The sequence below is a fragment of the Mucilaginibacter rigui genome, from assembly GCF_014773275.1.
Lineage (GTDB): Bacteria > Bacteroidota > Bacteroidia > Sphingobacteriales > Sphingobacteriaceae > Mucilaginibacter > Mucilaginibacter rigui_A.
The window spans coordinates 117,558-132,991 of the sequence record NZ_JACWMW010000001.1; the positions used below are offsets into that span (position 1 = coordinate 117,558).

At 38.7% G+C, this 15,434-nt stretch carries 16 protein-coding genes and 1 tRNA gene; 5 read left to right on the forward strand and 12 right to left on the reverse strand.

The annotated features are described in order from the left end of the window. Window positions 1-65: 65 nt before the first annotated feature. Complete coding sequence (locus IDJ75_RS00540; protein ID WP_191173669.1) at window positions 66-1,052, forward strand: agmatine deiminase family protein; 987 nt, start codon at window positions 66-68, stop codon at window positions 1,050-1,052. A gap of 198 nt (window positions 1,053-1,250) precedes the next feature. Here the strand turns inward: IDJ75_RS00540 and IDJ75_RS00545 are convergent. From IDJ75_RS00545 to IDJ75_RS00585, 9 genes are all read right to left on the reverse strand, one after another. After that, window positions 1,251-1,324: transfer RNA gene (locus IDJ75_RS00545), tRNA-Ala, on the reverse strand. A gap of 536 nt (window positions 1,325-1,860) precedes the next feature. Further along, the gene (locus IDJ75_RS00550) at window positions 1,861-4,416 is read right to left on the reverse strand and encodes a hypothetical protein (protein ID WP_191173670.1); all 2,556 of its coding nucleotides are present in this window, start codon (window positions 4,414-4,416) and stop codon (window positions 1,861-1,863) included. A 42-nt stretch (window positions 4,417-4,458) separates the two neighbouring features. Beyond that, the gene (locus IDJ75_RS00555) at window positions 4,459-4,719 is read right to left on the reverse strand and encodes a hypothetical protein (protein WP_191173671.1); all 261 of its coding nucleotides are present in this window, start codon (window positions 4,717-4,719) and stop codon (window positions 4,459-4,461) included. 239 nt (window positions 4,720-4,958) lie between these two features. Continuing rightward, window positions 4,959-5,624 carry a response regulator gene (locus IDJ75_RS00560; protein WP_191173672.1) on the reverse strand — a complete coding sequence of 222 codons (666 nt, stop codon included), beginning with the start codon at window positions 5,622-5,624 and terminating at the stop codon, window positions 4,959-4,961. 2 nt (window positions 5,625-5,626) lie between these two features. Next, window positions 5,627-6,421, reverse strand: a complete 795-nt coding sequence (locus IDJ75_RS00565; protein ID WP_191173673.1) for a sensor histidine kinase — start codon at window positions 6,419-6,421, stop codon at window positions 5,627-5,629. After that, the gene (locus IDJ75_RS00570) at window positions 6,388-7,038 is read right to left on the reverse strand and encodes a hypothetical protein (protein WP_191173674.1); all 651 of its coding nucleotides are present in this window, start codon (window positions 7,036-7,038) and stop codon (window positions 6,388-6,390) included. The genes IDJ75_RS00565 and IDJ75_RS00570 overlap by 34 nt, the downstream gene beginning before the upstream one ends. A 68-nt stretch (window positions 7,039-7,106) precedes the next feature. Then, window positions 7,107-7,496 (reverse strand): hypothetical protein, encoded by a 390-nt coding sequence (locus IDJ75_RS00575; RefSeq protein WP_191173675.1) that lies wholly within the window; start codon window positions 7,494-7,496, stop codon window positions 7,107-7,109. Between the two features lie 451 nt (window positions 7,497-7,947). Further along, complete coding sequence (locus IDJ75_RS00580) at window positions 7,948-8,148, reverse strand: YtxH domain-containing protein (RefSeq protein ID WP_191173676.1); 201 nt, start codon at window positions 8,146-8,148, stop codon at window positions 7,948-7,950. 295 nt (window positions 8,149-8,443) lie between these two features. Continuing rightward, window positions 8,444-8,776, reverse strand: coding sequence for a hypothetical protein (locus IDJ75_RS00585; RefSeq protein ID WP_191173677.1), 333 nt, complete (start codon window positions 8,774-8,776; stop codon window positions 8,444-8,446). A 130-nt stretch (window positions 8,777-8,906) separates the two neighbouring features. Between IDJ75_RS00585 and IDJ75_RS00590 the strand changes: the two genes are divergently transcribed. From IDJ75_RS00590 to IDJ75_RS00605, 4 genes are all read left to right on the forward strand, one after another. Next, window positions 8,907-10,391, forward strand: a complete 1,485-nt coding sequence (locus IDJ75_RS00590; protein ID WP_191173678.1) for an alpha-amylase — start codon at window positions 8,907-8,909, stop codon at window positions 10,389-10,391. 95 nt (window positions 10,392-10,486) lie between these two features. Then, window positions 10,487-12,268 (forward strand): glycoside hydrolase family 9 protein, encoded by a 1,782-nt coding sequence (locus IDJ75_RS00595; RefSeq protein WP_191173679.1) that lies wholly within the window; start codon window positions 10,487-10,489, stop codon window positions 12,266-12,268. 86 nt (window positions 12,269-12,354) lie between these two features. Beyond that, window positions 12,355-13,368 (forward strand): NAD-dependent epimerase/dehydratase family protein, encoded by a 1,014-nt coding sequence (locus IDJ75_RS00600; protein WP_191173680.1) that lies wholly within the window; start codon window positions 12,355-12,357, stop codon window positions 13,366-13,368. A 57-nt stretch (window positions 13,369-13,425) separates the two neighbouring features. Then, window positions 13,426-13,614 carry a hypothetical protein gene (locus IDJ75_RS00605; RefSeq protein ID WP_191173681.1) on the forward strand — a complete coding sequence of 63 codons (189 nt, stop codon included), beginning with the start codon at window positions 13,426-13,428 and terminating at the stop codon, window positions 13,612-13,614. Between the two features lie 172 nt (window positions 13,615-13,786). Here the strand turns inward: IDJ75_RS00605 and IDJ75_RS00610 are convergent, their stop codons facing one another. The 3 genes from IDJ75_RS00610 to IDJ75_RS00620 are packed head-to-tail and all read right to left on the reverse strand — an operon-like array spanning window position 13,787 to window position 15,429. Next, entirely contained in the window at window positions 13,787-14,335 is a 549-nt protein-coding gene (locus IDJ75_RS00610) for a hypothetical protein (RefSeq protein WP_191173682.1), read from the reverse strand. Between the two features lie 4 nt (window positions 14,336-14,339). Continuing rightward, on the reverse strand, window positions 14,340-14,873 hold the full coding sequence (locus IDJ75_RS00615) for a hypothetical protein (RefSeq protein ID WP_191173683.1): 534 nt from the start codon (window positions 14,871-14,873) through the stop codon (window positions 14,340-14,342). A gap of 22 nt (window positions 14,874-14,895) precedes the next feature. Next, window positions 14,896-15,429, reverse strand: a complete 534-nt coding sequence (locus IDJ75_RS00620) for a hypothetical protein (protein WP_191173684.1) — start codon at window positions 15,427-15,429, stop codon at window positions 14,896-14,898. Between the last annotated feature and the right edge of the window lie 5 nt (window positions 15,430-15,434).

A 15,434-nucleotide genomic window follows, 5' to 3' on the forward strand; every position in this document is an offset into this window, starting at 1 on the left:
GATTTTGACCTCGAAAATCTCCTTTTTACGTTTGCAAGGGGTAGTTTTTTCAGCCCTTAATCAATATGATAAAAGCAGATTTTAGCAAAAGTAGTTACCTTTTTTTAAGTTACCCAAAAGGCTTTTCGGAAGAATACGAGACCTTAATCCCTTTCTATAATGAGCTCATAGAATTGATACCAAGGGATATTAAACTCTTTGTGATAACTAACACAAAAAAAGTTGAGCAGGAATTAAAGGCCATGTTTAGACATAAGCCGAATGTAGACACAATCGTTGTCAATTATTTTGACGAGATATGGCTAAGAGATTGCATGGGTATTTTCGCCGGCGATACGATTTATAAACCTATTTACGCTCCAAATTATTGTACGTTAAGTAAGGAAGGTAAGTATTTTCAGTTTTTAGACAAAGTTATACGCCGCCTATTATCCCAAGCATTTACATCAAACATTGTGGATATACCATTGGTAATTGATGGCGGAAATTTTGTACACAACACAAAGAAGGTGTTTCTTACCGATAAAGTTCTTGAGGACAACCCAGGTAAAAATGTTGGGGAAATTATTAAAGACTTTACTGGCTTAGATGCAGTGATTGTCAATCGCAGTTACTACGACGTTCTTGGACACATTGATGGATATATGGCATTTAAAGATGAGGATACATTATTTATAAGCCAATACCCTGATTTATCTTATTTGAAACAGGATATTAAATATATCGAAATGCTTACATCAGTCGCTAAAGACAATGGCTTTAAAGTGATCCCTATATTTGACCGCCCTATTGACGAGCCAATTTTTTGCAATTGTAAGAATAAGAAAACTCGAAGCTGCCTTTATTCTGCAAAAGGTGTATATGTCAACTATATCAGATTTAATGATTGTATCATCATGCCTGAATACACAATTCCTAAAAACAGCAAAGTCGAATACAACTGGACAAACAGAAAATTACTTGAAAGCTATGGCTTCAAAGTTATAAGCATCAATTGTGATCAATTGGCCAAGTTCGGTGGCTCACTACATTGTATCAGCTTCCAAGCATGATATGACAAACTCGTAAAATAGGACTGCTTGTAAAAAAGCTTCAGATTTTCGAGTTAAATAAATTTAAATCAAATAATTTCTAAATTTTACACGTACATCATGGCAGCACTACAATTAAAGACCGTATGTAAAATCGTATGTGAAAAAAGAAAATCCGCCGATTTCGTGCGAAATTCGGCGGATTTTGCGGAAAGATTGTGGAGAATATCGGAGTCGAACCGATGACCTCTTGCATGCCATGCAAGCGCTCTAGCCAGCTGAGCTAATCCCCCGTATCTTGGGATGGCAAAAGTAGCAATTTTTGTGAAATGCCAAATGGTTGTTTTAAATTTTATATTTTTCGTATTAAAAAATCTTGTAAAAAAGTAAAGCCCCTGATGGGCAGGGGCCTTTACTAACCAATTATAAACCTAAATTATGAGAAGACTATTTTGTTATTTTTAATAGTGTAAAAGTAACACTAAGTTTTAATATGCAAAGAATTTAATTGTAATTTATTTGTAACATTTTAATAGATGCACATTTTAAATTATTGCATTTGCAATATTACGTTATTTCTGTTAACAAATGTTTAATTGTTTGTTAATTTAGTAAACAAATGTTTGGTTGACAGCTAAATATTTTGCAAACCCGCTAATATTCATTTAGATACCAAATTGCGATATGGTAAAAAATAGCCCCACCTATTATTGGGTTGGACATATTGGTGTTATAATAATCGGTAAACGATGATAAACCCGGGACATTATTTAAAAAACAAAGGCGTTTACATTGTAAACGCCTTTTGTAATTGTGATTGGGTGGAAGGTTAAGTATTGTATAGCGGTGTGGTTTTAAAATAAAGATTAGCGGTGAGGCCGCACTCGCGCAGTAGCTTGGTATGTTCATAATGGCATTGTTTATAAAACTGCGGGTACATATCGGCTATTTGTTGCGTATTAAGTATAGTTAGCAGCAAGAAGATCTTTGATAGCTTTTGATCATGTGCTAATTGTGAATGCGATTTTACGTCTTCAATAATATGCGTGTATTTGTTTAGGCTGATATTAGTTTTTATACGTAATGCATAAAATATACTTTTCATGTAATCTGTAAATGCACTGGCATCCTGTTTAAATGATGCGGAATAAATAGAATATATTTCAGCAAGCTGGGTGGTTTTACCTAGTCGGAAATAGCACCCGGCAGTTGCTATATTTAAGAAAAAATTGTAGCCAAAATTGGTGGTAAAATCGGTCTCTTTATAATGTTTTTTTAAAACATTAATGTATCGTAAGGTTTTAACCGGGTTTTTGGTAAGCAGTAGCGTATATGCGCCCAGTAGGTAAAGCATATCGTTTGATGCATTGTTTTCAAAGTAATTCCCTTCATAAGGCGGGTTAAAGTAAAAGTGCGTCAGTTCAACCAATACCCCCTTTTTTATAACCCCATTTTTTAAATAACTATAAATGGCATCAATGCAATGTAGCGGGTTTATCGAAAACTTATTATAATCTTCTGGTGGGAAACTTTGCAGTTTAACAAGGTTTTTGTGCAGGTCGGTCAGGTTCATTCGCATAACGGCAGAAATTGCAAGCGCTGTATAAATTAGGATCCGTTTGCGGCTGGCCAGGCCAAACTTTGATAAACAACGCAATGTTTTTTCATGTTGGATGTTAATAAATTCGAGCCCAAAAAAGTAATTGAAAAGTTCTTTACTGCAATCCTGCTTAAAATATAGTATAAGTGATTCTGATTTATTTGCGGCTGAACATTCTTTCTCGAATAGGTCGCCCAGGAAAATGATCAGATTTGATTTTTCTGTAAATGTTAATTGTGTTTGAGCCAACAAGTCAAAACTTTTTTGCTGTCCCGTTTTAATGGCATATATAACACACCATTTTAAAACAGAAAGCTTATGCGGGTTATCGGCAAATTGTGTGTTTATACCTTTAATAAGTGCTGTATCAAATATAAAGTTGTTGGCATTAAGCAGTGTTTTGGCTATGGTGTATTCTAAAAAATTATTATTGCTAAACTGTATACATGTACGATAGTGCAGGTCTGAGCTAGTGTTAAGCTCACGTATAAAACCAATGCTTATCAGCTCATTATAAGCATTATGGTATTGTTTAATAAGCGCATTTACTTTGGTTTTTGGTACATCGTATATCTGTAGGGCAAAATCCATTTGCTCAATTAAACCTTTTAATAACAAAACCTTTTCGGCCGAATGGTGGCCGAGGTAAATTTTATTAAGAATGAATGTCGAGACTAACTCATGTATACAAACATGATCAATATTGGTAAGTGTAAAGTTATCTTTATGCTCTTTATAATAAAACTGAAAATATAAAGGATGATTAAAATCGTATGCAAGGTCAACCGCTGCAAAATCTTTAGCGGCGGGGTTAATATTTAAACAAAGTTCTTTTATTTCTTGCAGGCTAAATAAGGGGATGTTGGTAGCCCATTGTTCATTGCCTATAAAGCCTTTAAGCCAGCTACTTTTTCCGTTATCTATATCATGTTTGTTATTTATCCATGTAGATGACCGCATTGATAATATTAACTTAAACCATGGTACAAATTGATGCAATGAAAAAATATCAAGCAGTTGATTAAGAAGTAGTTTGAACTGCTCTGGTTTATAAACATATTCATCCAGGTCATCTATCACCAGGAAAAAATTGCCACCCTTTTTTTGCTCCGTATCAAACAGGGTAGCTATATCACTGTCTGCAGTGTAGCCCAGTAAGGCCAACAGCCATTGATTAAGGTCGCGCCCGCTTAAAAAGGCGTTCATTAACGCACTTGTGCTAAAAAACAAAATAATATCATTTGTTTTGCCTTCCGTATTTAATATAAGGCGTTCCTCTATCCAGTGGCACAGAGCTATAGTTTTACCATATCCTGCGGGAGCAGCAAGTATTGTTGCCGTATAATTCCCGTTTAAAAATTCATTAAAGTGTTCGTCAAGAAACTGTCTTTTAATAGTTTGGCTGTACGGTATGCCCGATTTATTTCGCAATACTTGTAGCGTAAAGTTGGTTATTTTACCGGCATTTAATTTAAGTATTTCCCAGCCGGCACTTGTATCCTGAGTTTTAGCGATGTTTTGATCCTTTTCGAGGCAAAAGTCTTCCCAACTTGGGTAGCCGCAGTATTTAGCCATAACATCTATGGTAAATAATGAGGGTTTAAATTTACTGTGGGCAAAACCATAAATACGTTTTAATGTGGTTTCGCTAATGCTTTGCCTGGTTTTGGTAAATATACTGGCCGAAATTACCTTACAATCACACGGTGTTATGGTTGATAGCCCCGATTCTGTTAACACGGCTGTTTTTAGTAATTCGTAGTATTGAGGTAATAATGTAGTCATCTATGACGATTATTCTACTGCTATTTATATGGTTTGTTTTTGTTAAGCAATAACTAACTGAATACATTGGCGTACAGTTAAGTTTTTTGATACATCGCCTTTTGCTACCCGTTTCCCTGTTTTATATTCCTCAGCTACTATGCGTAACTTTTCTTCAAGCTTCCTGCATAATTCTTCGTCTTTATCATATCCTATTGATTGTAAGGGGGTATTCGTCAATAAATTATAAGACTGTTCTACAGGCAGGCCACAGATATTTAAAATATCATACTTAATTTGATTGCTAATAAATACTATATCCATTTTTAGAACCCTACATAATGTTTTTAATTTATACGTAAATATAGTCATTCAGTTACGGCAAAAATCAGGGCTGGTTTTTGCTATAAACGTATAGATTGTTTGAGGGTTAAATAATTTTACTTATCTGTAATGGTGTTGTTGCAATTAATCATGAAATTAATAAAACTAACCGGTAGTATAGTAAAATAGGCGGGGTGGGGTAACTACGTGATTTTAAAATCACGTAGTTTTACGTGGTTTTAGAAAGATGCGTCAATCAGTTGGTATTTGATAGCAAAAAGCACCAGGCCTGCCGTGGTGCGGCATTTTATTTTGTTTATCAGGCCAACACGGTGCCCTTCAACAGTACGCACACTTATATATAACTCGGCTGCTATTTCTACATTGCTGTATTCTTTGCAAAGCAATTTAAGCACCTGGCTTTCACGTTTTGATAACGTAATGGGGGCGCCGCTCAGATCTTGCAACGCCGGGCGATTTTTAGCACCGCTCCGTAACGATTTTATTATTTGCTTATTAAAATAAAAGCCAGTTTTATATACAGTGTTAATGGTTAAAAGCAATTCATCCTTATCGCAGTTTTTAACCAGGTAGGATGATGCTCCCTCGCTTATCATTTGTGATATTAATAGTTCGTTAGCGTGTACAGTTAGTATAATTACCTTAATATGTGGGTAGTTGTTTTGCAGGTATTTATTAAGCTCTATGCCATTCATGCCCGGCATATCCATATCAATTATGGCAATATCAATCTTTATATCAAAAGTTTGTAGTGTTTCAATAAATGCCTGGCCACTGCTGCACTCTGCCATCAGTTTAAAGTTCTCGATAGAATTTATAAGCAATGAGAGGCTTTGCCTAAACAGGTTTTGATCATCAACTATTACTATATTGATTTGGCTCATAATTAAACTATAGGGCTTTCAATTTTTATGTGGAAACCTTTGCCAGAGTAAGGCTCAAGTAAGTAAGTAGCATTAATATTAAGCAAACGGCTCTCTATATTTTGCATGCCCATCCCTTTTTTTACCAACTCCACATCTGCGGTTAGGCCCTTGCCATTATCAGCATAATCTATGTGTAACATATCATTTACTATGTTAAGATTAATGTTTGCCTTACTTGCGCCCGAGTGTTTTATGGTATTGTTTAATAATTCTTCTAAAACCCTGTACAAGGCAGTTGAAGTTTGTAACGGTAGTTTTTCTAAAGCTTGTTCGGCATTGTTTACGAGCGCTATTTCTAACTTGCCCGATTGATTGATAATAGTGCAGTGCTCATTAATTGCTGCTGCCAGGCCGTAATATCTTAATGTAGAGGGCGATAGGTTATGCGAGATGTTACGTACATCTTTAACTATCTTATCAATAATTGTTTTGGTAGATTGGGTGAAATCCTCATGAGCTTTAACATCATCACCTGGCTTAAACATTTCTATCAGCAACCTTAAGCCCGATGCCGTGGTGCCTACATCATCGTGCAGATCCTGCCCAATGCGTTTTCGTTCGGCCTCCTGCGATTCTATAACAGCACGTAACAACTCTTTTTGGTGGTCTATCTGAGCTTGTTGAAAGTGCTGGCGTTGCCTTAATAATTTATTTTGGTTACGAATAGAAAAGAAAATGAATGACACGACCAATAAAAAGGTCCCTGCCATTCCCAGTATTACTAATACGTAGATGTTATCCGTTGTGTTTTGCATTTATAAAGTCCTACGGCGAATAAAATATATTGAAGCAACAGTATGGTATCGTGTGCGCCCCAAACAATTCTGTTAATCAGTTTCCCGGCGCCAAGTAAATAATTACTGAAAATAAACATGAATAAACAACTTGCGAAATAGATCAGTATCCCGGCGTTTATCCAATTATAAGCATCATCTCCCCAATTTTGCTCCTCGTTATTTTGCTTAAGTATAAAAAGCATACTGTAAACAATTATAATAATAGCCTCTAAAGGGCGTGTATAGGTATTAAATTCTATTTTGTTTTGAATGAACAGGTAATTAATAATACATAAAACGGTAAAAACCGCAATTAAAGCGTATATACTTTTTTGTTTTTTTACGCTGTAAAACTTGCTGTAAAATAGTGAGATAAATAAAAATTCAAAAATGCTATAAACATGAAACAAGGGGGTTGTATAGTAGTGGAATGCTATCATCGTTAAATTAATAACATTTGCAAACCCCTGAAACACCAAAAACCACAGGATAACCTTTAATGGTTTTGTTAAAAAGTTATAGTTTTTAATACCTGTTAAAACAGGTATTAATATGGCAGCCGGGACAATATAGGTTACGTAAATTAAATATAGCATCAATAATGTTTATAGGCCTTAAATATATGTATAAAGCCTATAAACAACATCCGAAATTGAATGTAAAATTACGCGTCTAAAGTATCTCCAACCGTAACAGGGCACTCAGGAGGGCAAGCTTTGGTAAAATCATAAATGTTACTTTGTGAATCTCCCAATCCTCCGCCAACTATTGCTTTTACAAGTACCTCCTGCCCGTTCTCTACAGGTACCAGCATTAGCTTTGCACTAAGCGGGTCTGTTGCCGATTCAAGGCCGATAAACGCTCTTACAGCTTCTGCATCGGGGTTATAAAGCAAAATGTTTTGAAAATCAATAATGGGGATAAGAAACGATCGGGCAATAAATTCAGAGCTGCTGGTTGATAGATAAGTGCGCCAGTTTTCGGCCCAATCTCTTGCAATATCAACCGGTATTGTGCCGTCGGGGTCATTAGTCGAAGTGGTTTCGGTACTCATGTAGTTTAAATTTTTAGTTTATTTATTCTGTGTAATTAAGTTTTTTTGTCCCCCTCAAAGAGAATACTTTTTATTCACAATATTCAAAAAAAACTTATCACTTGTAGGCTAATGTATAGGCAATTTAATAAATAAAGGAAATTGATTTGTTAGCTGCAAATTAATGAACAAAATGAACAGCGTTATTTAGTTGTGAACAGGAAGCGGAAATGTAAGAATAACTGAACAAAGTGCTTACTATTATTTAGTGGGCAACGCAGTAATTTGGTATGTACAATTACACACCTACATTTGGTAGAAGAAGCTGTTTGATAAGTATATGCCTGCACGGTTATCAGTTGTAACTGCTCCGGTTTTTACAAAGGCGATGAATAGTAACAGGTAGCTAAAAGCAAAGCCAGCCTATTTATTAGGCTGGCTTTGCTTTTTTTATTATAACTGCGGCTGATGCTCAATATCCGCCGTTAGGGCGTGCTTGTTCTACCGCCTGCTCTACTTTTTCGGTTGCAAAGTTTTTAGCTTTTTCAAACCATTGTGGTGCATCCTCGGTAATATCATCCAGGATGGAGCGGCCGTTAGGGCCCTTTTTGGTAATGTAGTTTATCCCGTACCCGATGGCTGCGCCAACCGCTATAAATTTTAATAAGCCCATAATGTTTATGTTTTTGGTAAATGTATATAGGGTTAATTACAAGTATGATGCCAATAAACAACTTATGTTACAGGTTATTTCTTTCTGTATATATATATCCTATGCCCCGTAGGGGCTACCGCTTTGTAGGTAAAGAAAACGAAATAAATTTTTGCCCCGTTAGGTGTTACCCTTTATATAAATGGGTAGCCGCTATGCGGCATAAATCACATTATGATATTTCTACAAAGCGGTAGACCCGACGGGGCATTGTCTTTATACATTTAAACTTGAGGATTTAATCAGCCTATCAAACTCATCCACCAGTTTTTTTAGTGGCCCTTATCCTGTATGCAATCAATAGCACATCCCTCAATTGTTCAGGGGCGGCTTTAGCCAGGTGGGCTAATACATAATCATAGTTTAAATAATGGTCGGTAATAAAGTACACATCAGGATACAGTCCTATCCATTTATCGCGTTCTGCGCTTGTGATCACCAGTGTTTCGCCGTCTTCTTTTATGCGGGCAAATAGTTTTTTGCCTGTATAAAAGGCGGGTGTGCCGTAAGCCAATTTTTCGGTTACGCCGGGCAATGGTAACAGCGTTTTTCTTAAAAATTCAAGATATATAAATACGTTGGTATCCATAAAAGCAAGGTAACTAAAGTTAACAAGGCCGAAAAATATTATTGCATGGCGAACAAATAAAGATTTTTTTATATCTACCCAAAACTAAAAGCCGCCGCTTAAGTTGTACGGTGATAAATTATATTGGCACATGGAAAATTTTACAATGCTGCAGTTTTTTGAATGGTACTACCCCGGCGACGGAAGTTTATGGGAGCATTTAAAAAATGAGTCGGGTAGGTTGAAAAGTATTGGGATAGATGCAGTATGGCTGCCACCGGCGCAAAAAGGCGCGGCAGGCGGATATTCGGTTGGGTACGATGTTTACGACATATATGACCTTGGCGAGTTTGATCAAAAGGGATCGGTACGTACCAAATACGGCACAAAACAGCAATTACTGGAGGCAGTACAGGCAGCAAAAGGGGCTGGTTTAAACGTATATGTTGATGTGGTGCTAAACCATATGGGTGGGGCAGAAGAAGCCGAAAAAGTTACTGTGCGCAAGGTAAACCCCGAAAACCGGAACGAGTTTATAAGTGAGCCATACGAGATTGAGGCTTTTACTAAGTTTACCTTCCCGGGCAGGCAGGGCAAATACTCGCAGTTTGTGTGGGACTGGCAATGCTTTAGCGGGGTTGATCATGATAACGCCACCGGCGAGAACGCTATCTTCAGCATACAAAACCAATACGGCGAGGCATGGGAAGATGTTGTGGGTAACGAGAACGGAAACTTTGATTACCTGATGCTGGATGATATTGATACCCGCAACCCCGCCGTGCGCGATGAATTAAAACGCTGGGGTAAATGGTACCACGATACGGTTGGCTTTAACGGCATGCGCCTGGATGCCATTAAACATATCTCTTTCGATTTTTATAACGACTGGCTGGATCACATGCGTAGCGAAACAGGCGAAGAACTATTTACGGTTGGCGAATACTGGAGTTACGAGGTAAGCCTATTACTGGAATACATTGAAGCTACCGCTGGCCGCATGTCGCTTTTTGACGCACCGCTGCACAATAACCTGCACGAGGCATCGGTACAGGGCAATAGTTACGACCTGACCACCATATTTGATAATACGCTGGTAGCAGCTAACCCCGACAGGGCAGTTACACTGGTTGAGAACCACGATACCCAGCCGCTGCAATCATTAACCCAACCGGTTGATTATTGGTTTAAGCCTATAGGTTACGCGCTTATTTTGCTGCGCGAAAGTGGTTACCCGTGTGTGTTTTACCCCGACCTGTACGGCTCAAAATACACCGACAAAGGCGACGATGGTAACGACCATGAAATAATACTGGCCCCGGTTGGCGAATTGGAAAGCCTGCTATACGCCCGCAAGCATATTGCCTATGGGCAGCAGCGCGATTATTTTGACCACCCTAATTGCATAGGCTGGACACGCGAAGGCGACGACGAGCACGAGAATTCGGGCTGCGCGGTAGTGATATCAAATGGGGAGGAGGGCAATAAAAAAATGGAAATTGGCCAGCGCCATGCCGGTAAGGTTTTTGTTGATTACCTGGGCAAACACGATGCCGAAATAACCATTGGCGACGATGGTTGGGCCGAATTTTATGTACGCCCGGGCTCAGTATCAGTTTGGGCAATAAAAAATTGATTGATTGCTAAAATAGCTTATTTTTAGGCGGTAATATCTTTTAAATAAAGATATTACCGCCTTTTTGCATCTAAACGTCAATCTCACAACTAAAAATGAAAAATATCTGCAAGGCATTGCTGTTCAGCTTGTTTTTTATACACCCATTCATCACTTATGCAAAACCTGTTATATACGTAAACCAAATAGCGTTTGATAGCAACGCGCCAAAAACTGCTGTAGTACAGTTGGATGCTAAAGCTGCAGGTAAAGTTGCTTTTAACTTGATTGATGCCGCCGGAAAAATCGCGTTTACAGGCGTATTGGGCGCACCCCAGGTTATTACGGAATGGCGGCCCGGTAAGGTGTTTTACAAGGCCGATTTCTCATCATTCGCCAAAGCTGGCAAATACACCCTGCGGGTAAAGGTTGCGGGCGCACTTTATTCCTCTTATAAGTTTGAAATTGGCGACAATGCCTTGGCTAAACAAACGCTATCGGCTATTATTCATTATTACAACAAGCAACGCGCCAACACCCCGCAAGAGGTTAGCGCCGATATGAATTTGCCGCTCTTTGGCAGCGATAAAACCGTTAACCTGCGCGGCGGTTGGTGCGATGCCTCGGGCGATGTAAGCAAATACTTTTCGCACCTGGCCTATGCTAATTACATGTCACCGCAGCAAATTCCGCTGGTCACCTGGTCAATGGTGAGCACATCCGAAAAGATCCCCACTCTGCTAACCAAATGGAACCTCAAAGATTCCTTAGATAAGGAAGCCCTTTATGGTGCCGATTACATGATGCGGGCACTGTCTGACGATGATTATTTTTACATGATCGTGTTTAGCTATTTTGATAAAAACCCGGCCGCGCGCCGGGTGGTGGGTTTGCTGGCCAACAGCATAACTACCAACCAGTACCAGTGTGCGTTTCGCGAAGGCGGAGGTATGGCCATTGCCGCATTGGCCCGTATCTCTCAATGGAAAAAAGACGGCAACTTTACTTCGCAGCAATATCTTGATGGCGCCAAACGTGCGTTCGCACACCTCCTGCTGTATAATACCCAGTATGACGACGACGGTAAGGAAAATATTATAGACGATTATTGCGCCCTGATGGCCGCTACCGAGCTTTGGATAGCTACCAATGATACGCTATACCGCGATGAAGCCCGCAAACGTGCCACAAATCTTAATAAAAGAATGAGCCCTGCCGGATACTTCCTGGCAAATGATGCGGGCAGGCCTTACTGGCACGCATCTGATGCGGGCTTGCCCATCGTAGCCTTATCCAGGTATTTGGATGCAGAGAAAGATGAAACGCATCGCGCTGAAGCATTAAAAACCATCAAACAGGCTTTAGATTATAACCTGGCGGTAACCGCTAAGGTAAGCAACCCGTTTGGTTATGCCCGCCAAAGCTTTATGTTTAAAGGCAAGGTAAAGGATGGTTTTTTCATCCCGCACGAAAACGAGACTGGCTGGTGGTGGCAGGGCGAGAATGCGCGACTTGGCTCATTAGCTACCGCGGCAATTGTGGGCGGCAGGCTGGCTTACCCGGCGCAGGCTAACTGGGGAATTAAGTCAACACTTGGTGCGTATGCTTCACAGCAATTATCATGGATAATGGGCGGCAACCCTTATAACCGTTGTTTTATTTATGGCTTTGGTAAAAATAATGTGCCGTATATGGCATCAAATTTTGGGCATGGATCTCAGCGCGGCGGCATTTCTAACGGTGTTACAGGTAAGGACGGCAATCCTGATGGCTCAGGTATCGACTTTAAAACCGAAGCCAATGGGGACGAATGGCGCTGGACAGAGCAATGGATACCGCATGCGGCCTGGTTTTTGCAAGCCGTTGCAGCAACGGCACAACCCGTCGGTGTTAAGTAAATGCTTTTGTATTACTAATAACGCTAACTTTGGGAGAGGCACAATAAAAACTAATAATTTAAACTAAACAGAATACTTATACAATTATGATCACATCACTGGTAACCGGCGGGGCCGGGTTCATAGGCTCGCACGTAGCAAAGCATTGTTTAAACCTTGGCCACAAGGTTGTTGTTTTAGATGACCTGAGCGGCGGTTTTGAAGACCACGTGCCCGAAGGTGTTGAGTTTATTGTAGGGTCGATAAATGATGTTGAGCTGTTAGAGAAATTATTTGCCGAGCATAAGTTCGATTATGTTTACCACCTGGCAGCTTATGCCGCCGAAGGCTTATCGCACTTTATCCGCAGGTTTAATTACAATAACAACCTTATTGGATCTGTTAACCTGATTAACCTGGCTGTATTATATAAAGTTAAATGTTTTGTGTTTACCTCATCAATAGCGGTATATGGCGCAGGCCAGCTGCCAATGCTGGAGAGCATGGTGCCACAGCCCGAAGACCCTTATGGTGTAGCTAAATATGCTGTAGAGATGGATTTGAAAGCCGCTAAACACATGTTTGGTTTAAACTCGGTGATCTTCCGCCCGCATAACGTATATGGCGAGAACCAGAATATTGGCGATAAGTACCGTAACGTGATAGGTATTTTTATGAACCAGATAATGCAGGAAAAACCAATGACCATTTTTGGCGATGGCGAGCAAACCCGAGCGTTCAGCTATATTGATGATGTTGCCCCCCACATTGCCAATTGTGTAAACGTACCTGCCGCTTATAACGAAGTATTTAACGTTGGTGCCGACAGGCCTTACACCGTTAACGAACTGGTACAGGTTGTTGCCAAAGAACTTGGCGTGCAACCAAAAGTTACCCACCTTGAAGCCCGTAAAGAAGTTTTACACGCGCACAGCGACCACTCTAAAGCTGCAAAGGTGTTTGGTAACAGCAAAAACGTAAGTTTAGAAGAGGGCATAGCTAAAATGGCAGCCTGGGCAAAAGTGGTTGGCTCAAGGGCCAGCGCCGAGTTTGAGAACATTGAGATTGAAGAGAACCTGCCACAGGGTTGGAGCAAGAAAGAAAAGCCTGTTAATTCATAAAAAAGATTATCGCTTTTTCGGTAAACATTTATATTTTTGTGCCAAATACATAAGCAAATGCAACAGTCAACAGAAAACGCTAATTCAGTAAGCCACTATACATTTTTAGTTCTTACCATTGTTATAGGTTTAGTAGGTGTATACTTACGTTTTGCAGAGTTTCCTCATGCTACATTAATTTCAAACCTGATCTTATTATTTGCATCGGGCTTATGCCTTAAAGCTGTTTTTGGCATCCTGAAATAAGAATCTTTTATACGATATAAAAAAGCGCTACCGGTTTCGGCAGCGCTTTTTTTGTGGGTTATTTTATTTATTAATATTCTTAGGCCTGAACTTCGCCTCGTTCAATAATTTTGCCTTTATTTAAGGCATTACTTTGTGTTGCTTTTTAGCCAATCCTGAGGAATTCACACTGCTATTTTGTAAACTGTATATTACTGATAATATCGTTTAATGCTTCTGCTTTTGCAGCATCTGCTTTGGGGTACTTCATTTTCCCTGCCAAAGTCAGTGTTTTTGCTGCATTTTGAATATAGAAATCATAGTATCCGGCACTATTAATTATATAATTAGCAATAAGCACCTGTTTGCTATTTAAATTCTTAATAATTGATGTGTAGCTATTGTTTCCATGGCGTTTAAATGTTCCGGCTAACCCATCTAAAAAAATCTTATTCCCAAGTAGATTATTATTAATAGAGTCTTGGTTGACATTATGGAAACTTAGTATTATGTTATCTATGTTATAAATATACGGCGGTCTTATTTGCTCGTCCATCTTAGTAACCGGCTTTTCACCTGGAAGTGCATTTATTTGTTGTTTATTAAGTTTATACGTACCATTTGGCAAACTTAGTTTTACAAATTCGCTGGTGTGGATCAGTTGCGCGTGGCAGTTGAGGGCAGTAATTATACTTAAGGTAAGAGCTAAAAATATTTTTTTCCTCAGGGCTTCATTACACACGCTGTTACTTTGTAAACTGGACGTTATTGATAATATCATTTAATAATGACTCTGCCTTTGCAGCATCTGCTTTGTTATATTCCATTTTACCGGCCAAAGTCAGTGTTTTTGCAGCATTTTGGACATAAAACTCATAGTAACCTGTATTATTAATTATATAATTAGTAATAAGTGCATGGTTATTATTAAAATTCTTAACAATTGAAGTGTAAGTGTTATTCCCGTGACGTTTAAATGAACCCGCTAATTCATCCAAAAATCTTTTTTTCTTAAGCATGTTATTATTGATGGAATCCTTGTTAACATTATTCATATTTAAGATAATACCATGAATATTATATGTGTAAGGCGATTTAAGCGCCTCGGGCATTTTTACTAATGAAGATTGCCCCGGTAAGGCATCAACCTGTTGCTTATTAAGCTTGTAAGCACCATCGGGCAAAGCTACCTTCACAAAATCGCTGGTATGGATTAGCTGCGCCTGGCAGGTAATGGCCGTAATTATACTTATGGTAAGTGTTAAAAATATCTTTTTCATCAGGCCTTGATTACCCACGCTGCTACTTTGTAAACTGTATATTATTGATAATATCGTTTAACAATGCTTCTGCTTTTGCAGCATCTGCTTTGGGGTACTTCATTTTCCCTGCCAAAGTCAGTGTTTTTGCTGCATTTTGAATATAGAAATCATAGTATCCGGTACTATTAATTATATAATTAGCAATAAGCACCTGTTTGCTATTTAAATTCTTAATAATTGATGTGTAGCTATTGTTTCCATGGCGTTTAAATGTTCCGGCTAACCCATCTAAAAAAATCTTATTCCCAAGTAGATTATTATTAATAGAGTCTTGGTTGACATTATGGAAACTTAGTATTATGTTATCTATGTTATAAATATACGGCGGTCTTATTTGCTCATCCATCTTAGTAACCGGCTTTTCACCTGGAAGTGCATTTATTTGTTGTTTATTAACTTTATACGTACCATTTGGCAAACTTAGTTTTACAAATTCGCTGGTGTGGATTAATTGAGCTTTACAGGCTATACCGCCAATTATGCTTAGTATAAGTATTAAAAATATTTTTTTCATTTTAT

Coding starts and splice junctions, on each gene's coding strand:
- IDJ75_RS00540 (WP_191173669.1), top strand. CDS start 66: ATGATAAAAGCAGATTTTAGCAAAAGTAGTTACCTTTTTTTAAGTTAC.
- IDJ75_RS00550 (WP_191173670.1), bottom strand. CDS start 4,416: ATGACTACATTATTACCTCAATACTACGAATTACTAAAAACAGCCGTG.
- IDJ75_RS00555 (WP_191173671.1), bottom strand. CDS start 4,719: ATGGATATAGTATTTATTAGCAATCAAATTAAGTATGATATTTTAAAT.
- IDJ75_RS00560 (WP_191173672.1), bottom strand. CDS start 5,624: ATGAGCCAAATCAATATAGTAATAGTTGATGATCAAAACCTGTTTAGG.
- IDJ75_RS00565 (WP_191173673.1), bottom strand. CDS start 6,421: ATGCAAAACACAACGGATAACATCTACGTATTAGTAATACTGGGAATG.
- IDJ75_RS00570 (WP_191173674.1), bottom strand. CDS start 7,038: ATGCTATATTTAATTTACGTAACCTATATTGTCCCGGCTGCCATATTA.
- IDJ75_RS00575 (WP_191173675.1), bottom strand. CDS start 7,496: ATGAGTACCGAAACCACTTCGACTAATGACCCCGACGGCACAATACCG.
- IDJ75_RS00580 (WP_191173676.1), bottom strand. CDS start 8,148: ATGGGCTTATTAAAATTTATAGCGGTTGGCGCAGCCATCGGGTACGGG.
- IDJ75_RS00585 (WP_191173677.1), bottom strand. CDS start 8,776: ATGGATACCAACGTATTTATATATCTTGAATTTTTAAGAAAAACGCTG.
- IDJ75_RS00590 (WP_191173678.1), top strand. CDS start 8,907: ATGGAAAATTTTACAATGCTGCAGTTTTTTGAATGGTACTACCCCGGC.
- IDJ75_RS00595 (WP_191173679.1), top strand. CDS start 10,487: ATGAAAAATATCTGCAAGGCATTGCTGTTCAGCTTGTTTTTTATACAC.
- IDJ75_RS00600 (WP_191173680.1), top strand. CDS start 12,355: ATGATCACATCACTGGTAACCGGCGGGGCCGGGTTCATAGGCTCGCAC.
- IDJ75_RS00605 (WP_191173681.1), top strand. CDS start 13,426: ATGCAACAGTCAACAGAAAACGCTAATTCAGTAAGCCACTATACATTT.
- IDJ75_RS00615 (WP_191173683.1), bottom strand. CDS start 14,873: ATGAAAAAGATATTTTTAACACTTACCATAAGTATAATTACGGCCATT.
- IDJ75_RS00620 (WP_191173684.1), bottom strand. CDS start 15,429: ATGAAAAAAATATTTTTAATACTTATACTAAGCATAATTGGCGGTATA.